This is a genomic window from Pseudomonas sp. (genome assembly GCF_041601375.1).
In the GTDB taxonomy this organism is placed as follows: Bacteria; Pseudomonadota; Gammaproteobacteria; order Pseudomonadales; family Pseudomonadaceae; genus Aquipseudomonas.
In genome coordinates, this window is the sequence record NZ_JBFIIG010000083.1 from 1 (window position 1) to 17,341 (window position 17,341).

Annotated in this window: 18 protein-coding genes; 7 read left to right on the plus strand and 11 right to left on the minus strand. The window is 63.3% G+C overall.

Annotated features, from left to right (window positions below):
- Positions 1–138 precede the first annotated feature (138 nt).
- Positions 139–306 carry a hypothetical protein gene (locus ABZE94_RS12335; RefSeq protein ID WP_372875810.1) on the minus strand — a complete coding sequence of 56 codons (168 nt, stop codon included), beginning with the start codon at positions 304–306 and terminating at the stop codon, positions 139–141.
- 372 nt (positions 307–678) lie between these two features.
- On the opposite strand from ABZE94_RS12335, the gene ABZE94_RS12340 reads away from it, so the two are divergent.
- The 3 genes from ABZE94_RS12340 to ABZE94_RS12350 all read left to right on the plus strand — a co-directional run bounded on the left by ABZE94_RS12340 (position 679) and on the right by ABZE94_RS12350 (position 3,228).
- Positions 679–1,053: a hypothetical protein gene (locus ABZE94_RS12340; protein WP_372875811.1), complete on the plus strand. Its 375-nt coding sequence runs from the start codon at positions 679–681 to the stop codon at positions 1,051–1,053.
- A gap of 88 nt (positions 1,054–1,141) precedes the next feature.
- Entirely contained in the window at positions 1,142–2,638 is a 1,497-nt protein-coding gene (locus ABZE94_RS12345; RefSeq protein WP_372875812.1) for a putative bifunctional diguanylate cyclase/phosphodiesterase, read from the plus strand.
- Positions 2,590–3,228, plus strand: coding sequence for an EAL domain-containing protein (locus tag ABZE94_RS12350; protein WP_372875827.1), 639 nt, complete (start codon positions 2,590–2,592; stop codon positions 3,226–3,228). Before ABZE94_RS12345 ends, ABZE94_RS12350 begins: the two co-directional genes overlap by 49 nt.
- 39 nt (positions 3,229–3,267) lie before the next feature.
- Here the strand turns inward: ABZE94_RS12350 and ABZE94_RS12355 are convergent, their stop codons facing one another.
- The 3 genes from ABZE94_RS12355 to ABZE94_RS12365 all read right to left on the minus strand — a co-directional run bounded on the left by ABZE94_RS12355 (position 3,268) and on the right by ABZE94_RS12365 (position 5,196).
- Positions 3,268–3,975: a Crp/Fnr family transcriptional regulator gene (locus ABZE94_RS12355; protein WP_372875813.1), complete on the minus strand. Its 708-nt coding sequence runs from the start codon at positions 3,973–3,975 to the stop codon at positions 3,268–3,270.
- A 181-nt stretch (positions 3,976–4,156) separates the two neighbouring features.
- Entirely contained in the window at positions 4,157–4,873 is a 717-nt protein-coding gene (locus tag ABZE94_RS12360; protein WP_372875814.1) for a Crp/Fnr family transcriptional regulator, read from the minus strand.
- A 164-nt stretch (positions 4,874–5,037) separates the two neighbouring features.
- Positions 5,038–5,196 carry a DUF3309 family protein gene (locus tag ABZE94_RS12365; RefSeq protein WP_372875815.1) on the minus strand — a complete coding sequence of 53 codons (159 nt, stop codon included), beginning with the start codon at positions 5,194–5,196 and terminating at the stop codon, positions 5,038–5,040.
- A gap of 282 nt (positions 5,197–5,478) precedes the next feature.
- Between ABZE94_RS12365 and cls the strand changes: the two genes are divergently transcribed.
- From cls to ABZE94_RS12380, 3 genes are all read left to right on the plus strand, one after another.
- Positions 5,479–6,867 carry a cardiolipin synthase gene (gene cls, locus ABZE94_RS12370; protein ID WP_372875816.1) on the plus strand — a complete coding sequence of 463 codons (1,389 nt, stop codon included), beginning with the start codon at positions 5,479–5,481 and terminating at the stop codon, positions 6,865–6,867.
- Positions 6,864–7,772, plus strand: a complete 909-nt coding sequence (locus ABZE94_RS12375) for a hypothetical protein (RefSeq protein ID WP_372875817.1) — start codon at positions 6,864–6,866, stop codon at positions 7,770–7,772. Before cls ends, ABZE94_RS12375 begins: the two co-directional genes overlap by 4 nt.
- Positions 7,773–8,021: 249 nt before the next feature.
- On the plus strand, positions 8,022–8,972 hold the full coding sequence (locus ABZE94_RS12380; protein ID WP_372875818.1) for a bile acid:sodium symporter: 951 nt from the start codon (positions 8,022–8,024) through the stop codon (positions 8,970–8,972).
- 173 nt (positions 8,973–9,145) lie between these two features.
- On the opposite strand, the gene ABZE94_RS12385 is transcribed toward ABZE94_RS12380, so the two are convergent.
- The 4 genes from ABZE94_RS12385 to zwf all read right to left on the minus strand — a co-directional run bounded on the left by ABZE94_RS12385 (position 9,146) and on the right by zwf (position 12,987).
- Positions 9,146–10,009 (minus strand): aldo/keto reductase family oxidoreductase, encoded by an 864-nt coding sequence (locus ABZE94_RS12385; protein WP_372875819.1) that lies wholly within the window; start codon positions 10,007–10,009, stop codon positions 9,146–9,148.
- A gap of 117 nt (positions 10,010–10,126) precedes the next feature.
- Positions 10,127–10,798, minus strand: a complete 672-nt coding sequence (locus ABZE94_RS12390; protein ID WP_372875820.1) for a bifunctional 4-hydroxy-2-oxoglutarate aldolase/2-dehydro-3-deoxy-phosphogluconate aldolase — start codon at positions 10,796–10,798, stop codon at positions 10,127–10,129.
- Positions 10,799–10,817: 19 nt separating this feature from the next.
- The gene (pgl, locus tag ABZE94_RS12395) at positions 10,818–11,531 is read right to left on the minus strand and encodes a 6-phosphogluconolactonase (protein WP_372875821.1); all 714 of its coding nucleotides are present in this window, start codon (positions 11,529–11,531) and stop codon (positions 10,818–10,820) included.
- Positions 11,518–12,987, minus strand: a complete 1,470-nt coding sequence (zwf, locus tag ABZE94_RS12400) for a glucose-6-phosphate dehydrogenase (RefSeq protein ID WP_372875822.1) — start codon at positions 12,985–12,987, stop codon at positions 11,518–11,520. The genes pgl and zwf overlap by 14 nt, the downstream gene beginning before the upstream one ends.
- 180 nt (positions 12,988–13,167) lie before the next feature.
- Here zwf and ABZE94_RS12405 point away from each other — a divergent pair, with 180 nt between their 5' ends.
- Positions 13,168–14,028: a MurR/RpiR family transcriptional regulator gene (locus ABZE94_RS12405; protein WP_372875823.1), complete on the plus strand. Its 861-nt coding sequence runs from the start codon at positions 13,168–13,170 to the stop codon at positions 14,026–14,028.
- 175 nt (positions 14,029–14,203) lie between these two features.
- On the opposite strand, the gene ABZE94_RS12410 is transcribed toward ABZE94_RS12405, so the two are convergent.
- From ABZE94_RS12410 to ABZE94_RS12420, 3 genes are all read right to left on the minus strand, one after another.
- Complete coding sequence (locus ABZE94_RS12410; protein WP_372875824.1) at positions 14,204–14,479, minus strand: PTS transporter subunit EIIB; 276 nt, start codon at positions 14,477–14,479, stop codon at positions 14,204–14,206.
- Positions 14,472–17,021, minus strand: coding sequence for a phosphoenolpyruvate--protein phosphotransferase (gene ptsP / locus ABZE94_RS12415; RefSeq protein WP_372875825.1), 2,550 nt, complete (start codon positions 17,019–17,021; stop codon positions 14,472–14,474). Before ptsP ends, ABZE94_RS12410 begins: the two co-directional genes overlap by 8 nt.
- A gap of 73 nt (positions 17,022–17,094) precedes the next feature.
- On the minus strand, positions 17,095–17,341 hold a 247-nt coding region (locus ABZE94_RS12420; protein ID WP_372875826.1), incomplete at its 5' end, for a carbohydrate porin.

The following is a 17,341-nucleotide window of genomic DNA, read 5'->3' on the forward strand; positions in this document are numbered from 1 at the left end:
ATATCGACCAACATCTCTACAGGCGCCGGCTTGCCGGCCAAAGGATGGATGCGTGAACTCAAAATTGTCTCCCTGAATAACGTGTACAGACCCTAGCCTAACAGGCGCCGGCACAATCGCCGACCGCCCCGCCGCCGCTCAAGCCGTTTTACCCAACCAGTGCCATTGGCGGATCTCTGGCAGATCTTCGCCGTGCTCCTCGATATAGCGGCGATGCGCCAGCAGCTTGTCGCCGACCAACTGCCGGGCTGCAGCGGTGTATGTCGACTGTGCGCTTAAGGGCTCATTCCTGAGACCGAACATCATCAAACTAACCCCCAGGCACACGATGCCAGATATTGCGGTTCACGCCGGCGCCCAACAGTCGCGCTGAAGCGTGTCACTTGCGCCTTAAGGCTGCATCAGCAATGACCCTGATTTCCGGCGGCTAAGTGCGCCACCGCACAGACAACCCACATCGTCATGGACATTGTGACTTTGATGACCATTTATTTTGTGGGCTGCGGGCAGCATTTCGAATGCCCGAACAGCAACCAGCAAGCCACCGATTACTGCCCCTGGCGCACCACCAACGCAGAACGGTGGTCTTTAGGACTACAACCGGGTTAGCAACAGTTCTTGGGAACAGTAGGGTGATGGCACAACCCACTGCATCACTGTTCCCAGTGGAGACACAGCATGCCCTTGCACCGGTACAAATTCGCACTCACCTCTGGCTTCGTCTTTGCCATAGTCGCAACAAGCAGCACGGTGGGCGCGCAGCCACTCGCTCAGGACGTTGTCGATGCCCGGCAGGAAACCCAAGTATGGAAAGCCTATGCGTTGAATCCGCATTTGAGCGCTGACGCCAGCGGTAGCTGGATCAGCGACCCAGGGCAATCGGCCTTATTGCACACCAACGCTACACGTTCGTCCCTTACTCCGCTTGACCGCGGCGCAGCGAACAAGCCGGGTGACGAACCAGCCAACCAAGCCAGATTTGCCACGGCGCTTGAACGGCCACAGCCCTTGCCTGAACTTAAAGGTCTTTATCCAGATGCATTCAGGTTTTAGTTCAGCGGGTGATCGCTGATAGCGCTCTTGCATGCTGTAGGCATAGGTTCGCCATGCCATGGAGATGGTTCAAAGGAGTGAATACGACATGCCCAATCGAATCCTGATCATCAGCGCTGACGCCGCTGATGCAGCGGTGTTGCAGGAGGTGCTGGGCAAGGCCAAAGACGGTCTATTCATCATCGAATGGCTGACCTGTCTTGCCGATGCCCTGGAAAGGCTCAACAGCGGCGATATCGACGCTATTCTGACGGCGCTCTCACTGCCTGATTGCCAAGGTCTGGAGACTTTCGACAAGTTGTTCGCCCTGGTACCCCACACACCCATCATAGCCCTCTGCGAACCGGATGAAGACCTCGCGGAGCAAGCGGTACAACGCGGCGCACAAGGCTACTTGGGAAAAGGTCATCTTGGCAGCTACCTGGTTGTGCAATCGCTGCGCAATATCATCCAGCGCAGTGCCGTCAAGGACAGTGTCTTGATGGAAAAAGCGCGTGCCGAGACCACCCTCAACTCGATCAGCGATGCCGTCATCGGTACGGACCTGTCAGGCAATGTCGACTACCTGAATGTAGCGGCCGAGCAGATGACCGGCTGGTCTCGACAGGAAGCCAGCGGCCGTCCTATTGCCGAGGTGATGCATATCGTCAACTGTAAGACGCGCAAGCTGGTGCACAACCCGATCAAGCGGGTACTCGATCAGGGGAAGCCGCAGGTTCTAGCCGCGGGTACGATTCTGATCAACCGCGATGGCAGCGAAGCCATGATCGAAGACTCCGCCGCACCGATCCACGACGCCAACGGCCAAATCAGCGGCGCCGTGATCGTGTTCCATGACATCACCGCTGCGCAGGCGATGACCGTGAAAATGGCCCACTTGGCGCAGCACGACTTCTTGACCGATCTGCCCAACCGCCTGCTCCTCAGTGACCGAATCGAACAAGCGATAACCCTGGCCGAACGCCACGGCACCAATCTCGCCGTACTCTTCCTCGATCTGGACAACTTCAAGCACATCAACGATTCACTGGGCCATACCATCGGCGACCAACTGCTGCAATCGGTTGCTCAGCGCCTGTGTGCTTGCGTACGCAACTCCGACACGGTGAGCCGCCTGGGGGGCGACGAGTTTGTCGTGCTGGTCGCGCAAGAGCATCAGGCGCAACACGCCGCACTAACGGCAGAAAAGATCCTCAGTTCACTGGCACGGCCACACCACATCGCGGCGCATGAACTGCACGTCACGACCAGTATTGGCATCAGCATTTATCCAAGCGATGGCCTGAACGCGGAAAACCTGATCAAGCATGCCGACACCGCGATGTACCGGGCCAAGGAACATGGTCGCAACAACTTCCAGTTTTTCAAAAATGAGATGAACGTCCACGCGCACGAGCGGCAACTCATCGAAGGCCATTTACGCGCGGCCTTGGAGCGACAGGAATTCGTCCTGCATTATCAACCCAAGGTCAATCTGCTTAGCGGCACGATCATGGGGCGGAGGCACTGCTGCGCTGGAATCACCCGCAATGGGGGCTGGTTTTACCCGGCCGTTTTGTGTCGATTGCGGAAGAGTGCGGCCTGATTGTGCCAATTGGTCGCTGGGTGCTGAGCGAAGCCTGTGCCCAGGCCAAACGCTGGCAAGACGTCACCTCACGGGCGAGTCCGGTTGCAGTCAACCTCTGCGCAAAAGAGTTTCGCCATAAGGATTTCGTTGCCGGTGTTCACACCATCTTGAGCGACAGCGGATTGGCGCCCAGCAACCTACAACTGGAGGTGAGCGAAAGCGTGCTGATGCGCGATGCCAAGGGCAGCATCGCGATACTTCATCAACTCAAGGAGATGGGCATCCAGATTGCGGTGGACGACTTCGGTACCGGCTGTTCTAACTTGCACTACCTGAGTCAGCTCCCGATCGACTCCCTGAAAATCGACCAGTCGTTCGTCCATGCCATTAGCTCCGCTAACGGCAATGGCGCAATCGTTCGTGCCGTAATCGCCATCGGCGCCAGTCTCAATCATCGGGTGATCGCCAAAGGCGTCGAGCAGCAAGCGCAACTGGCATTTCTGCAAGAACAGCGTTGTGAGGAAGGACAGGGCTACTATCTCAGCCGGCCGCTGGTTGAAGAGCAGTTCTCCCGACTCCTGCAGACGGGCCTCGGCACAACGCGCTAAGCAATGCTGCAGAAGCCTGTTGTACCAAGCACCTGCGGCCTACTTGAGCAACTGCGCGTAGTCATCGATGGCCGCCTCGTAGCACTCGCAAGAGGCGGCCTCCAGCCCTTTGCGGTCGAGGATGCTGATCTCGCCACGGGTGTAGTGAATCAGCCCGCGCAGCTGCAAGACACCTGCGGCAACGGTGACGCCACTTCGGCGCACCCCGAGCATGTCGGCCAGGTATTCGTGAGTAAGGTAGAAGTGATCGGCGTGCGCGCGATCATGGGTCATGAGCAACCAGCGTGCCAGACGCGGTTCGATTTCATGGAAGTGGGTGCAGGCGGCGGTTTGCGACAGCTGCGCCATCAGTACATACAGGTAGCGGTTGAGTGTGCGCAGCAGCTCCGGACACGCCTGCAACTCGCGACGAAAATGTACAGCGTTGATCCGCAATGCCGTGCCGCTGCCCTGCACCACCGCGCGCATCGGCACACTGTTCACGCCCAGAACCAGGGTCGCGCCGAGCATGCCTTCATTGCCGATCAGGCCCATTTCCAGCGGCTGATGGTCACGCAGCGTGGTCACCAGCGAGATAAACCCGGTGAGGGGAAAGTACAGGTGGCGTAGGGTTTGATCCGGCTCGCAGAGGATGGTGCCGAACACTAGATCGACTGGCTCGCAGCACTCCAGGAATCGTTGCGACTCCTTGTGCGGCAAGCTTGCAAGCAGCTGGTTAACCACACGAGCCTGTATTGCTGCTGACATTCCTGCGTCCTGCAGCACGAGAAAGTCGGGAAGCGACACAGGAAAGGTGCCGAACAGTCCCGATTTGGCAGTCTGATTGAGCGACGCTGGCTTGTCTGTTCGCTATAGTACGGATGGCGCTAATACCTTGATTGACATGGGATATGGTGTGCTGCCCGGCGCTGCAACCCAGCAAAACCACTTACACCGCAAAGGGCAGCAGACGATCCGTCTCCTTCTTGACCACCGCATAGCACTCGCAACTCATCTGTTCGAGCCTAGCCCGGTCGAGTACCCTGATATGCCCACGGCTGTATTCGATTATGCCCAGCTTGTGCAGCTTGCCAGCCGCCTCGGTGACGCCCTCGCGGCGCACGCCCAACATATTGGCGATCAGCTCCTGGGTCATGACCAGATCATTGCTTGGCAAGCGATCGAGTGACAGCAACAACCAGCGGCACAGTTGCTGGTCAATCGAATGGTGGCGGTTACACACCGCCGTCTGCGCCATTTGCGTGATCAGCGCCTGGGTATAACGCAGCATCAGGTGCAACATCTCGCCGTAGCGGTTGACCTCTTCCATGAACTGCCGCGCCGGCAGTCGATAAGCGTATCCGGCGCTTTGTACGATGGCTCGATTGGTGGTGCTCTCGCCGCCCATGAACACAGCGACGCCAACCAACCCATCATTACCGACCACGGAAATTTCCGCCGACGCGCCGTTCTCCATCACGTAGAGCAGCGAGACGATGGAATCGATCGGAAAATACACGTGGCGCAAGGTGTCGCCAGACTCATACAGGACCTTGCCCAGGGGCAGTGGCACCAGCTCCAACTTAGCTTGTAAGCGATTTTTGACGTCCAGAGGCAAGGCCGCCAAAAGATGATTTTTCTGTGGTGTTGCGGACAACTCAGGCATCTCACACTCTATAAATGAGGGGGGGCAGAGCCGCCCCTCAGGATCAGCTTATCGGTATTAATAGATAGGGTTATCTGTGCGCTATCGCACATAACGTGTCGAGAACTGTAGCTCTATCTGAAGCGCCACACCTCATTCGATGCGCCGCACAGAAGGCGGCATTTTCACAGCCGCCCCATCAACAGTAGTACCAACACGATGATCAACACCAGGCCCAGCCCGCCAGTGGGGACATAGCCCCAGCTCCGGCTATGCGGCCAAGTGGGTATTGCCCCCACCAGCATCAGTATCAGTACGATCAACAGAATCGTTCCCAAGCCCATGGCGATCTCCTTGAATGCTTTACGCTCACCACAACGAGTCATGTCGACCTGCGCTGAACGACTTTGGTCGAATCTTCTCGACCGGCACCGGACAGCTTGAACGGATAGCGCAATCAGTTCGGTGCGTTATCGAACATAGCCGTGACTCCGCGACGGGCACCGAACGGTGTCAGTCGCGGAATAAGGCGTCGAGACCCTCCTTATGCGTGTACATTCAGGCGTACGGAGCGCATCGACAGCCAGCCGGCTGCAGCGCGATGTACCTCCCCGGGAGGGTGGCCCATGCAAGCGGCGTATTGCTGGAAGCGGTGTATCACGGCAATCCTCAGCCTGGCGCTCAGCGCTTGCAGCTCATTGCCAACCCTTACGCCCGATATGGCGCGCCGCGATGCGCTGCCGGTGCAGCTCGACGGCCCCCGCGGGCCTCTCTCGGCCGCGCACAGCAAGGCCATTCTCGATCGGCTGCAGGCGCGCGGTGCCGAAACCGATATCTTCGCGCTGCACCTGACCGTCGAAGAAGCCATCGTCGGCAGCCCCCTGACCACCGGCAACAAGGTCGAACTGCTGCAGGACGGCCCCGACACCTATCAGGCGATGATCGATGCGATCGACGCCGCTCAAGACCACATCAACCTGGAAGCCTTCATCCTCGAAGACGACGAAGTCGGCCAACGCTTCGCCGATGCGTTGATCGCCAAGCAGCTGGCCGGTGTGCAGGTCAACCTGATCCGCGACAGCGTCGGCACCCTCGGCACACCGACCAAGTTCTTCACCCGCCTCAGCGCGGTCGGTATCCAGGTGCTGGAGTTCAACCCGGTCAACCCGATGACCGCCAAGGCCGGCTGGGACGTCAACCAGCGCGACCACCGCAAGCTGCTGGTGGTCGACGGGCGCATTGCCTTCCTCGGCGGCGTCAACATCAGCAGCGTCTATTCCGGCGGCTCCTTCAGCCAGCAATCGATAGAACGCCCCGGCGGTGCGCTACCCTGGCGCGACACCCACCTACAGCTCGAGGGGCCGGTGGTCGGCGAGCTGCAGAAGTTGTTCATCCAGACCTGGGAAAAGCAGCAAGGCAACGCCCTCATACAGCGCGATTACTTCCCGGTCAGCGAACACCAGGGTAACGATGTGGTACGTGCAGTCGGCAGCTCGCCGGACGATCCCTACAGCCTGATCTACGTCACCCTGATCTCGGCACTGCGTAGCGCGCAGAGCGAGATCTGGCTGACCAATGCCTACTTCGTGCCCGACCCGCAGCTGCTTGCGGCGCTCAAGCAGGCGGCGGCGCGCGGCGTCGACGTGCAGCTGATCCTGCCCAGCAGCAGTGATTCCTGGCTGGTCTTGCATGCCGGCCGCGCCTACTACAGCGAGTTGCTGCGGGCCGGAGTCAAGCTGCACCAGCGCCGCGATGCCTTGCTGCATGTGAAGACCGCGGTGATCGACGGAGTCTGGTCAACCGTCGGCTCGACCAACCTCGACTGGCGCAGTTTTCTGCACAACCAGGAGGTCAATGCGGTGGTGCTCGGCACGGATTTCGGCGGCAAGATGCGCGCGGCCTTTCTCGATGACCTGGATAAATCGGAGCAGATCAGCCTGGAACAATGGCGCCGTCGCCCCCTCGACGCGAGGGTCAAGGAATTGCTCGGGCGCCTGTGGGAGTACTGGCTGTGAGGCGTTCTCTGCCAGGCGGCGCAGGCGGCTTCCAGTGGCTACGCGCAACCGTGCTGCTAGCGCTGCTGATTGCCGCGCCGGTCTACGCTCAGGACCCGGAATCACTCAAGGCCCGGCATGCCGCCCTGGCTGAACAGCTGAGCGACAACCCGTTCCAACGCCCGCTGCATCTCGAGTCCCGGCAAACAGGAGACACCTTGCAAGGCGATATCTACGCCGTGATCGAGCAGCCCTATGCCGTGGTCGGCACGGCGTTGCAAGGCAGCACGCACTGGTGTGACATCCTCATCCTGCACCTGAATGTGAAAAGCTGTCGCGTCTCATCGGCTCCGGCCGGTGAGGTCCTGCGCCTCCATATCGGCCGCAAGTTCGAGCAGGCGCTGGCCGAGGCCCACCTGTTCGAGTTTGCCTACCGGGTCACCACGGCTACGCCCGAGTTCCTGCAGGTGCTGCTGGATGCCCCCGATGGACCGCTGGGCACCAGCCGCTACCGCATCAAGCTCGAAGCAGTGGCACTCGATGACCGGCGCAGTTTCCTGCACCTGTCCTATTCCTATGCTTACGGCCTGGCGGCGCGTGTCGCCACGCAAAGCTACCTGGCGACTCTGGGCCGCAACAAGGTGGGCTTCAGCATCGTCGCCCGCAATGCCGAGGGTCAGCCCGTCTACATCGACGGTATGCGCGGGGTGATCGAGCGCAACACCATGCGTTACTACCTGGCGATCGAGGCTTACCTGAACTCCCTGGCGGAGCCGCCAGCGACGCGCCTGGAAAAACGCCTGAACCTCTGGCACAGCGCTGTCGAGCAATACCCGGCGCAACTGCACGAGCTCGAGCGCGACCAGTACCTGGCGATCAAGCGCGAGGAAATCCGCCGTCAGCAGGCGGACGCTGCCAGCGAATAAGCGCCTAGGAGCCTCTGCAAGCGCGACGGCTTATCTCGACAGGTCCTATGATGCTGGTGCAGCCAAACCGCTGATGCCGGGCCTGAGAGGTTGTGAAAAAACTCTCGCCTACTGCGACCGCCTCCTGGCGTCCGCTGCTGGCGTTGCGCTACGTGAACACCTGGAGACGCTCTCGCTACGGCGCTCGATATTTTCACAACCTCTGAGCGCTGGCTGCACATGACCACCCGCACCTACGGAACCACCGCATTGGATCGTCTGACACTGGAACGCCGGCAAGTCTGGGTTTACCTGGTGGCCATCATCGCCGGGCTGCTGCTCGGCAACCGGTGGCCGGGCCTCGCCCCGACCCTGGAAGCCCTGCTCTGGCCGACGCTGCTGGTGCTGCTCTATGCGACCTTCGCGCAGGTGCCGTTGCTGCACCTGCGCGCAGCCTTCGCCGATCGACGCTTCATCAGCGCCTTGCTGGTCGGCAACTTCCTGCTGGTGCCGTTGCTGGTCTGGGGCCTGCTGCATTGGCTACCGGATGACCCGGTGCTGCGTGTCGGGGTGCTGCTGGTGTTGCTGGTGCCCTGCACCGACTGGTTTATCACCTTCACCCAGCTGGGCGGCGGCGATGTGCCGCGCGCGACGGCCGTGACGCCGATCAACCTGCTCCTGCAATTGCTGCTTCTGCCCCTCTACCTGTGGCTGCTGGCAGACGCACAGCTGGCCAGCGTACTGGCGCCCAGGGATGTGCTGCCGGCGCTATTGATCGTACTGGTGCCCCTGCTGCTCGCCGCCCTCAGCGAACGCTGGTTCGAGGCGCGGCCCGAACGCGATGCCTTGCGCCAGCGCCTTGCCTGGTGGCCGGTGCCGCTGCTGGGCCTGGTGGTGTTGCTGATCGCCGGCGCACAGGTGGCGGCGGTGCGGGAGGTACTGGAGCTGCTGCCGGTGCTGGTGCCGGTGTATATTGCCTACCTGCTACTGGCGGCACTGATCGCCAAACTGCTGGCGCTGGCCTGGCAGCTGCCCCCCAGCCACGGTCGCACCCTCGCCTTCAGCCTGGGCACGCGCAACTCCTTCGTGGTGCTGCCCTTTGCCCTGGGCTTGCCGCACGGTTGGGAAGTAGCGGCGGCGGTGATTGTCGTGCAGTCGCTGGTCGAACTGTTCGGCATGCTGGGGTATCTGTGCTGGCTGCCGCGCCGGCTGTTTCGCTAGGGTCTGTTGCCGTTTCGTCGCGAGCCGCGTTGCTGCGAAAAATCTCGCCAGGCTAGGCGGAGGACGCCGGTAATGGTTGTTCCCTTGCCAAGTCCTCCAACACCGCATGGCGAGATTTTCCGCGCAACCCGAAGGGCCGGGAACGAAACGGCAACAGACCCTGGCATGCGCCTTCAGGGCACCTTGTGACCGCGCGCCGCTTCGGCCAGGTAGAACCAGGTCGGGGCATCCAGTTGCAGCGCCGCTCCGCTCAAGGCCTCTTCGATCCGCGACCAGCGCAGGCTGCCGAGAATCGGCCGCGGGCCGCCCGGCAAACGACGCAACCAGGCCAGGGCGACCTGATTGGGGGTTGCCTGCAAGACGCCAGCTACCTCGGCCAGGGCCTGCTGCAAGGCCGGGGGAAAAGCGCCGCCGGCCAACGGCGACCAGGCCAGGACCTGCAAGCCGTCGGCCTGCATGGCCTGCAGCTGGCCGTCCCAGGCACTTTGTTGAGCCAGCAGCGACAGCTCGATCTGGTTGCAGCGCAGCGGCAACTCGCGACCCAGGCTTTGCCAGTGCAGCGGCGCGGCGTTGGACAGCCCGAGCCAGCCGACCTTGCCGCTCTCGACCAGGGCCTGCAGGGCGCGCACCACTTCGTCGGCGCACAGCAGCGGGTCGGGACGATGCAGGAGAAAGCCATCCAGGCGCTCGACGCCCAGACGCGTCAGCGAAGCCTCGACCGCAGCGGTCAGATAGGCCGCCCCGCTGTTGTAATGCTTGACCTGCCAGCGCGAGCCGTCCAGCGCCGCCGGCACGATATCGGCCTTGCTGATCAGTTGCAGCTGGCCGCGCAATTGCGGGCGCAGGTGCAAGGCCGCGCCGAAGTGCGCTTCGCACTGGCCCAGGCCATAGATATTGGCGTGATCGAACGCATTCAAGCCCTGTTCGACACAGCGCTCGACAAAGCCCAGCAGGGCCTGCGGCGTCGCCAGTTCGGGATAATCGAGCAGGCGCATCATGCCGAGCAGCAAGGGCTGCTCGATCGGTGGAGGATTCATGCTAGCGGATTCCAATAAGGAGTCAGGCGAACGCCGGTGGGGTGCGCCGTGCGCACCATGTGGCCGAGAGGAAAACCGGTGTGCAGGACCTGGACGCCCCCCGCGCGCCCTGCGCTCTCAGCCCAGCAGCTGCAGGGCTTCGGCGCTGCACTGTTGAATGCGCGCCCAGTCCCCGTTCTTGACCCACTGGCTGTCGAACATCCAGGTGCCGCCGACGCACATCACATTGGCCAACGCCATGTAGCGCTGCAGGTTGTCGGGGTTGATGCCGCCGGTGGGACAGAAACGCACATCGGCAAAGGGACCACCGAGGGCCTTGAGCGCCGCCGTGCCGCCGCAGACTTCCGCGGGGAACAGCTTGAAGCGGCGGTAGCCGAGGGCATAGCCGAGCATGATGTCCGAGGCGCAGCTGGTGCCGGGCAACAGCGGCACCGTACTGTCCAGGCTGGCCTTGAGCAGCTCGGCGGTCGAGCCGGGGGTGACGATGAACTGCGCACCGGCCTCCTCGGCGGCGGCGAGCATCTGCAGATCGAGCACGGTGCCGGCGCCGACGCAGAGTTCGGGCCGTTGCTCGCGCAGCAGGCGAATGGCGGTCAGTCCATGGGCCGAGCGCAGGGTGATTTCCAGCACGCTGAGGCCACCTGCGGCCAGGGCATCGGCCAATGGCAGGATGTCCTGCTCGCGGGCGATGGTAATCACCGGCATGATCCGCGCGCGGGCGCAGAGGTTGTCGATCTGGGTAATTTTTGCAGCCATGCGGGCGTGCGGGCTTTGGTCGTTGGGCGTCATATCAGCTGGTCCTTTGGCCCTAGGGGCACCAGTAAATCTCGAGGGGGGAATGCAATAGCGCACGCACCGGCATGCTCGCCACCTCGCCCGCAGCCAAGGCGGCGGCCAGGGTCTTAAGCTTGACTTGACCCTGCAGGGCCAGCAGCGGCAAACGTGCGGAGGCCAGCAACGGCAAAGTCAGGCTCAGGCGTTGATGCGGCACACTGGGCGCCCGCATCGGCAGGCAGCGGCGCGGGCAGTCAGCCTGCAAGGCGTCGTGCAGATTCGGGCTGCCGGGGAACAGCGAGGCGGTATGGCCGTCGTCGCCCATGCCCAGCACCAGCACATCGATCGGCGGCAACTCGGCCAGGGCCTGGTCGGCCTTCAGCGCGGCCTCATCCAGGCTCTGGGCCGATTGATACAAGCCGATAAAGCGCGCCGCCGCGGCCGGGCCACGCAATAGGTGGCGGCGTACCAGGCCTTCGTTGCTGTCGGCATGGCTGACCGGTACCCAGCGCTCGTCTGCCAGGCTGATCACCACCTGCGCCCAGGGCAAAGCCTGCTTGGCCAGGCACTCGAAAAATGCAATCGGGCTACGCCCGCCGGAAACCACCAGGGTCGCGACGCCATGGCTGTCGATAGCCGTACGCAACGCCTCGGCCACGGCATTGGCGAGATCTTGCGCCAGATGCTTGCCATCGCTGTGGCTGCGCGCCACCACGCCCAGCGGTAAATCGAGATCAGAGATCGCCATACCAGGACCTCCCGTCGCGGGTGATCAGGGCAATCGAACCCATCGGCCCCCAGGTGCCGGCGGCATAGGGTTTCGGTGCATCGCCCAGTTGTTTCCAGCCGGCGATCAGTTGATCGCACCACAGCCAGGCGCATTCGATCTCGTCCTTGCGCACGAACAGGTTCTGATTGCCGCGCATCACTTCCAGCAGCAAGCGCTCGTAGGCATCGGGGATCCGCGCGCTGCGGTAAGTGTCGGAGAAATTCAACTGCAGGGCGTGACTGCGCAACTGCATGCCCTTGTCCAGGCCCTGATCCTTGGTCATCACCTGCAGGGCGATGCCCTCATCCGGCTGCAGGCGGATGACCAGCTTGTTGCCGATCAACTGACGCTGCTCCGGGGCGAAGATGTAGTGCGGCGTTTCCTTGAAGTGGATGACGATCTGCGACATTTTTTCCGCCATGCGCTTGCCGGTGCGCAGGTAGAACGGCACGCCGGCCCAGCGCCAGTTGCGAATGTCCGCACGAATGGCGACGAAGGTTTCGGTATCGCTCTGGGTGTTGGAGTTTTCCTCCTCCAGATAACCCGGCACCGCCTTGCCATCGCTGCTGCCAGCCACGTACTGACCACGCACCACCTGGCGGCTGAGCTGCGCGGAGGTGATCGGCTCCAGGGCCTTGAGCACCTTGACCTTCTCGTCACGAATACTGTCGGCGGACAGCTCGCTGGGCGGATCCATGGCGATCAGGCAGAGCAGCTGCAGCAGGTGATTCTGGATCATGTCGCGCAACTGCCCGGCCTGGTCGAAGTAGCCCCAGCGGCCTTCGATGCCGACCTTCTCGGCCACGGTGATTTCCACGTGGGAGATGTGGTTCTGGTTCCACTGGGTTTCGAACAGGCTGTTGGCGAACCGCAGGGCGATCAGGTTCTGCACCGTCTCCTTGCCCAGGTAATGGTCGATGCGGTAGATGCGGGTTTCCGGGAAATACTGGGCGACGGCCTCGTTGACCGCCCGCGAGGACTCCAGGTCATGGCCGATGGGCTTTTCCAGCACCACCCGCGCCAGCTCGCTCAAGCCGACCCGCGCCAGGTTGGCGCAGATGCCACCGTAGACCGAGGCCGGCGTGGCGAAATAGGCGATCAGCCGTTCGCCGCCGCCGACCTGCTCGGCCAGCGCGTCGTAGTCGTCGGCCTGAAGGAAGTCCATGGTCAGGTAGCTGAGGCGCGCCTGGAAGCGCTGCAGCACCACCTTGTCGACCTCATTGGCCGGCACGTGGCGCAGCAGGTGCTCGCCAATGCTGGCCAGATGCTGCTGCGCCTCGCCATTCTCGCGCGCCAGGGCGAAAATCCGCGTATCGGCATGCAGCAGACCCGCACGATCGAGCTGATAGAGCGCCGGAAACAGCTTGCGCAGGGCCAGATCGCCCAGCGCGCCGAACAAGGCAAAAGTACAGGATTCAACGGTTATCGAAGGCATGATATATGTTCTTTTATCAAGTTAAGCTAGAAATACCCTGTATTCGGGTTTTAATCAAGGCTATATGTAGTAATAAAAACAACATTTTGCTAAAAAACACTTTCCGGTGGTAGCCCCCTGGCCCCATCAGTACGATAGGCCAGCAATTTCAGCCCTGGCTAAGGAACGACAATGGACCGCGTGCGCAACCTTCTGGAGCAGATCCAGAGCCGACTCGACAGCCTGAACAAGGCCGAACGCAAAGTCGCCGAGGTGATTCTGCGCAACCCGCAGCAAGCCACCCGCCTGAGTATCGCAGCCCTGGCCCAAGCCGCGCTGGTCAGCGAACCAACGGTCAACCGCTTCTGCCGCTCGTTCGGCGTCAGCGGCTACCCCGAGCTGAAGATGCAACTGGCGCAGAGCCTGGCCAGCGGCGCCGCCTATGTCAGCCGCGCGGTGGAAGCCGACGACGCCCCCGAGGCCTATACCCGCAAGATCTTCGGCAGCGCCATCGCTTCATTGGACAGCGCCTGCCAGGCCATAGATCCGCAGTTGGTCAGCCGCGCGGTCGACCTGCTGATCCAGGCCCGGCAGATCCATTTCTTCGGCCTCGGCGCCTCGGCCCCGGTGGCGCTGGATGCCCAGCACAAGTTCTTCCGCTTCAACCTGGCGGTATCGGCGCATGCCGACGTGCTGATGCAGCGCATGCTCGCCTCGGTGGCGCACACCGGCGACCTGTTCGTGATCATCTCCTACACCGGGCGCACCCGCGAGCTGGTGGAAGTCGCACGCCTGGCCCGGGAAAACGGCGCCTCGGTGCTCGGCCTGACCGCCGCCGGCTCGCCGCTGGCCAAAGCCAGCACCCTGAGCCTGGACATCCCGCTGCCGGAAGACACCGACATCTATATGCCGATGACCTCGCGGATCATCCAGCTCACCGTGCTCGACGTGCTCGCCACCGGCATGACCCTGCGCCGCGGCGTGGACTTCCAGCCACACCTGCGCAAGATCAAGGAAAGCCTCAACGCCAGCCGTTATCCGCTGGACGAGGAACCGCTGTAAGCCGGTAACGGCTGAGCGGTTGTGAAAATTCCGAGCGCAGTAGGCGAGCGTTTTTCACAACCTCTGCTTGCAAGGACCTGGGCCTGATTGCAGAGCCAGCCAACGTAGCCCGGATAAGCCTTGGCGCAATCCGGGACCGCGACGACTGCATCCGGGCACGGCGGCGTCCATAGCCTCAGACACCCAGCAGCAGGTGAAAGACGCCACCCGACAAGGGCATCAAAGCCGGCACCCCAGCCGCGCGCAAGGCGCCTTCCTGGAGCAGGCTGGCGTCGCGCAATTCCACCCGCAGACGGGTCAGGGCTACCGCCTGGCAGTCCTTCAGATTGGCGGGACCGCCCAGCGCGGCCAGCACGGCCGGGGACATGCCGGGTGGCAGGGCCTGGCTAGCATCCACTAACAGATCCGGGGTCAGGGCCCTCCACAACCAGCTGGCGGCTCGCTCAAACATGTTCTGCACTCCTCTCGAGGGTTCGTTGTACGGCGGCCTGCAGACGCTCGCGGACCAACGCGGTAGTACCGAGGCCCAGCACCTCCTGGGCCAGGGCCCGACACTCGGCCATATCCTGGCGGCGCACCGCGGCCTTGATCGCCGGAATCGCCGGCACGCTGACCGACAATTCGTCTATCCCAAGGCCGAGTAGCAGCGGGACCGCCAGCGGCTCCGAGGCCAGCGCGCCGCAGACACCGACCCACTTGCCTTGGGCATGGGCGCCGCGCACCGTCAATTCGATCAGGCGCAACACCCCGGGGTGCAGGGCATCTGCCTGGGCCGCCAGGCGCGGATGGCCGCGGTCCATGGCCAGGCAATACTGGGTCAGGTCGTTGGTGCCGATGGAGAAGAAATCCACCTCGGCAGCGAACTGCTCGGCCAGCAGCGCCGCAGCGGGCACCTCGACCATGATGCCGAGCTTGGGCAGCTCGAGCACGCCCAGGACGGCGGCCTCCTGCTCCAGCATGGCGCGCACCTGGCGCAACTCTTCGAGACTGGCGACCATCGGCAGCATCAGGTGCAATCGGGTCAGCGTCGCCGCGCCTAGCACCGCACGCAGTTGAGTGCGCAGCAGCTCTGGGCGTTCCAGGCAGAGGCGGATGCCGCGCATGCCGAGGAAGGGGTTGTCTTCCACCGCCATGGGCATATAGGACAAGGGCTTGTCGCCACCGACATCCAGGGTACGCACCACCATGTTGCGCTCTGACCCCAGGGCCGCGGCGATGGCGTTATAGGTTGCCCGCTGTTCGGCTTCATCAGGCGCAACGTCGCGCTGCAGATAGAGGAACTCCGAACGCAACAGGCCGACGCCCTCGCCGCCCAGACTCAAGGCCTGCTGCACCTCCTCCAGCGAGCCGACGTTGGCCGACACCTCGATGCGCCAGCCGTCGCGGGTCAGCGCCGGCTGCAGGGCAGCGGCATGTTCCTGGCGCTGGAGCTGCTGCCGGGCGCGCTGCCCGGCCTGCAGGATTTCGACTTCGGCGGCGCTCGGCGCCACCCGCAGCACCCCGGCGTCGCCATCCAGCAGCACCTGGGTGCCGTTGGCCAGCGCCAGCACTTGCGCCGGCAGGCCGCAGAGCGCCGGAATGTTCAGCGCCCGGGCGAGAATCGCCACATGACTGGTGGGACCACCCCCTACGGTGACCAGGCCCAGCACTTTCGTGGCATCCAGCACGGCGGTCTGCGACGGACTCAACTGCTCGGCAATCAGAATGCTCTGTTCGGGCAATTGCAGCGGCCCGTCCTGCACCCCCAGCAGGCGCTTGAGCACGCGCCGGCCGACATCGCGCAGATCCTGGGCGCGCTCGGCGAGCAGTGCATTGTGCAAACCGGCGAGCAGCTCGGCGCTGGCACAACAGGCGCTGTGCCAGGCGAAGGCCGCGCTCTTGCCTTGAGCGATCAGGGTCTCGCTCCGCTCCAGCAGATCGGGATCTTCCAACAGCTCCTGATGGGCCTGGAAAATTCCGGCCTGGGGGCCGTCGGCCAGGCCCAGTCGCAGCGCGGCGAGGTCCTCCCAAGCCGTGCGCAGGCCCTGGCGCAGCTGCAGGCGCTCGGCCGCCTCATCCAGCCCCTGCTCTTCGACGGCCAGGTCCGCCTCGGCAACCTGCACCACCCGCCCCAGCGCCAGCCCCGGCGAGGCGCAGACGCCACGTAGTGCCCCGTCCTCGTTGCCCGTCGCGAGCATGGCAGCCTGCGGGGCGGCGGATACCTGCCGCGCTACCACAGCGGTTTCGCCGCAGCCGTCGGCGAGCAGTGCACGCAAGTGGGCGACAGCCTGCTCGGCATCGGCACCGACTGCACGCACCTCCAACAGATCACCACAGGCCACCTCCAGCGCCATGATCGCCAGCAGAGACTTGGCGTTGGCCTCGGTCGCCCCCTTGTGCAGGCTGATACGTGCGGCGAAACCCTTGGCGTTGTGCGCCAGCAGCGCTGCCGGCCGCGCATGCAGACCACTGGGGTTGGGCACCGCGACCTGCCCTGAAGCTTGCGGCGCGGCGCCTTCTTCCAACGCTTCCACGGCCCCATCGGCATCGGCCAGGGTCAGCCACAGCGCCGGCTGGCCGCATTCGATCAGGCCGCTGGCCGGCGCATAGGCACTGATCCGCTCGCCGTTGACCACCAGCACCTGGGTCAACAGGCTGCGCGCATGCCGGGCTATATAGTCGGCGTCGAATTCGATCAGCGCCTGCCCCGCCACCACCCGCTCGCCGTCCCGCACCAGGCAGCGAAAGCCCTGGCCATCCAGTTGCACGGTATCCAGACCGATATGCATCAGCACCTCCACGCCCTCGTCGCCGATCAGGCTCAGGGCATGTCCGGATGCCTGCACCCGACCGACCACCCCGGCCAGAGGCGCGCAAAGCGTCTGCGAGGTCGGGTCGATGGAGATGCCGTCGCCGACCAGCTTGCCGGCGAACACCGGGTCGGGAACCGCTTCGAGGGGAATCATCAGCCCAGAGAGGGGCGCCAGCAGTTCCAGGGTTTGACGTGCGGACATAGTTTCACCTGCTGTAGTTCTTGTTCAGGTATGGGCTGCCATGGCAATCGCGGCAGCCGATTGACAGACTGCCTTACCACCAGTATTCGACCTGCACGCCGAAATTGGAGCCGTGCCGCGCGCTGCCGAAGGCGCCGCTGTCGGACAGTGCCGAGCCCGCCGCCAGTTCGCTGGCCGCGCGCTGCGCCGCCGCGTTCCAGCTGGCATAGGTGTAGTACAGGCGGATTTCCGGGCGCGCCCAGAAACCGGGACCGGCCGGCGACCAGGTCGGCGCCACGGTGAACTTGTTCAGCTTGCGCGTGCCGCCCTCGGCCTCGACC

Coding starts and splice junctions, on each gene's coding strand:
- ABZE94_RS12335 (WP_372875810.1), bottom strand. CDS start 306: ATGATGTTCGGTCTCAGGAATGAGCCCTTAAGCGCACAGTCGACATAC.
- ABZE94_RS12340 (WP_372875811.1), top strand. CDS start 679: ATGCCCTTGCACCGGTACAAATTCGCACTCACCTCTGGCTTCGTCTTT.
- ABZE94_RS12345 (WP_372875812.1), top strand. CDS start 1,142: ATGCCCAATCGAATCCTGATCATCAGCGCTGACGCCGCTGATGCAGCG.
- ABZE94_RS12355 (WP_372875813.1), bottom strand. CDS start 3,975: ATGTCAGCAGCAATACAGGCTCGTGTGGTTAACCAGCTGCTTGCAAGC.
- ABZE94_RS12360 (WP_372875814.1), bottom strand. CDS start 4,873: ATGCCTGAGTTGTCCGCAACACCACAGAAAAATCATCTTTTGGCGGCC.
- ABZE94_RS12365 (WP_372875815.1), bottom strand. CDS start 5,196: ATGGGCTTGGGAACGATTCTGTTGATCGTACTGATACTGATGCTGGTG.
- cls (WP_372875816.1), top strand. CDS start 5,479: ATGCAAGCGGCGTATTGCTGGAAGCGGTGTATCACGGCAATCCTCAGC.
- ABZE94_RS12385 (WP_372875819.1), bottom strand. CDS start 10,009: ATGAATCCTCCACCGATCGAGCAGCCCTTGCTGCTCGGCATGATGCGC.
- ABZE94_RS12390 (WP_372875820.1), bottom strand. CDS start 10,798: ATGACGCCCAACGACCAAAGCCCGCACGCCCGCATGGCTGCAAAAATT.
- pgl (WP_372875821.1), bottom strand. CDS start 11,531: ATGGCGATCTCTGATCTCGATTTACCGCTGGGCGTGGTGGCGCGCAGC.
- zwf (WP_372875822.1), bottom strand. CDS start 12,987: ATGCCTTCGATAACCGTTGAATCCTGTACTTTTGCCTTGTTCGGCGCG.
- ABZE94_RS12410 (WP_372875824.1), bottom strand. CDS start 14,479: ATGTTTGAGCGAGCCGCCAGCTGGTTGTGGAGGGCCCTGACCCCGGAT.
- ptsP (WP_372875825.1), bottom strand. CDS start 17,021: ATGTCCGCACGTCAAACCCTGGAACTGCTGGCGCCCCTCTCTGGGCTG.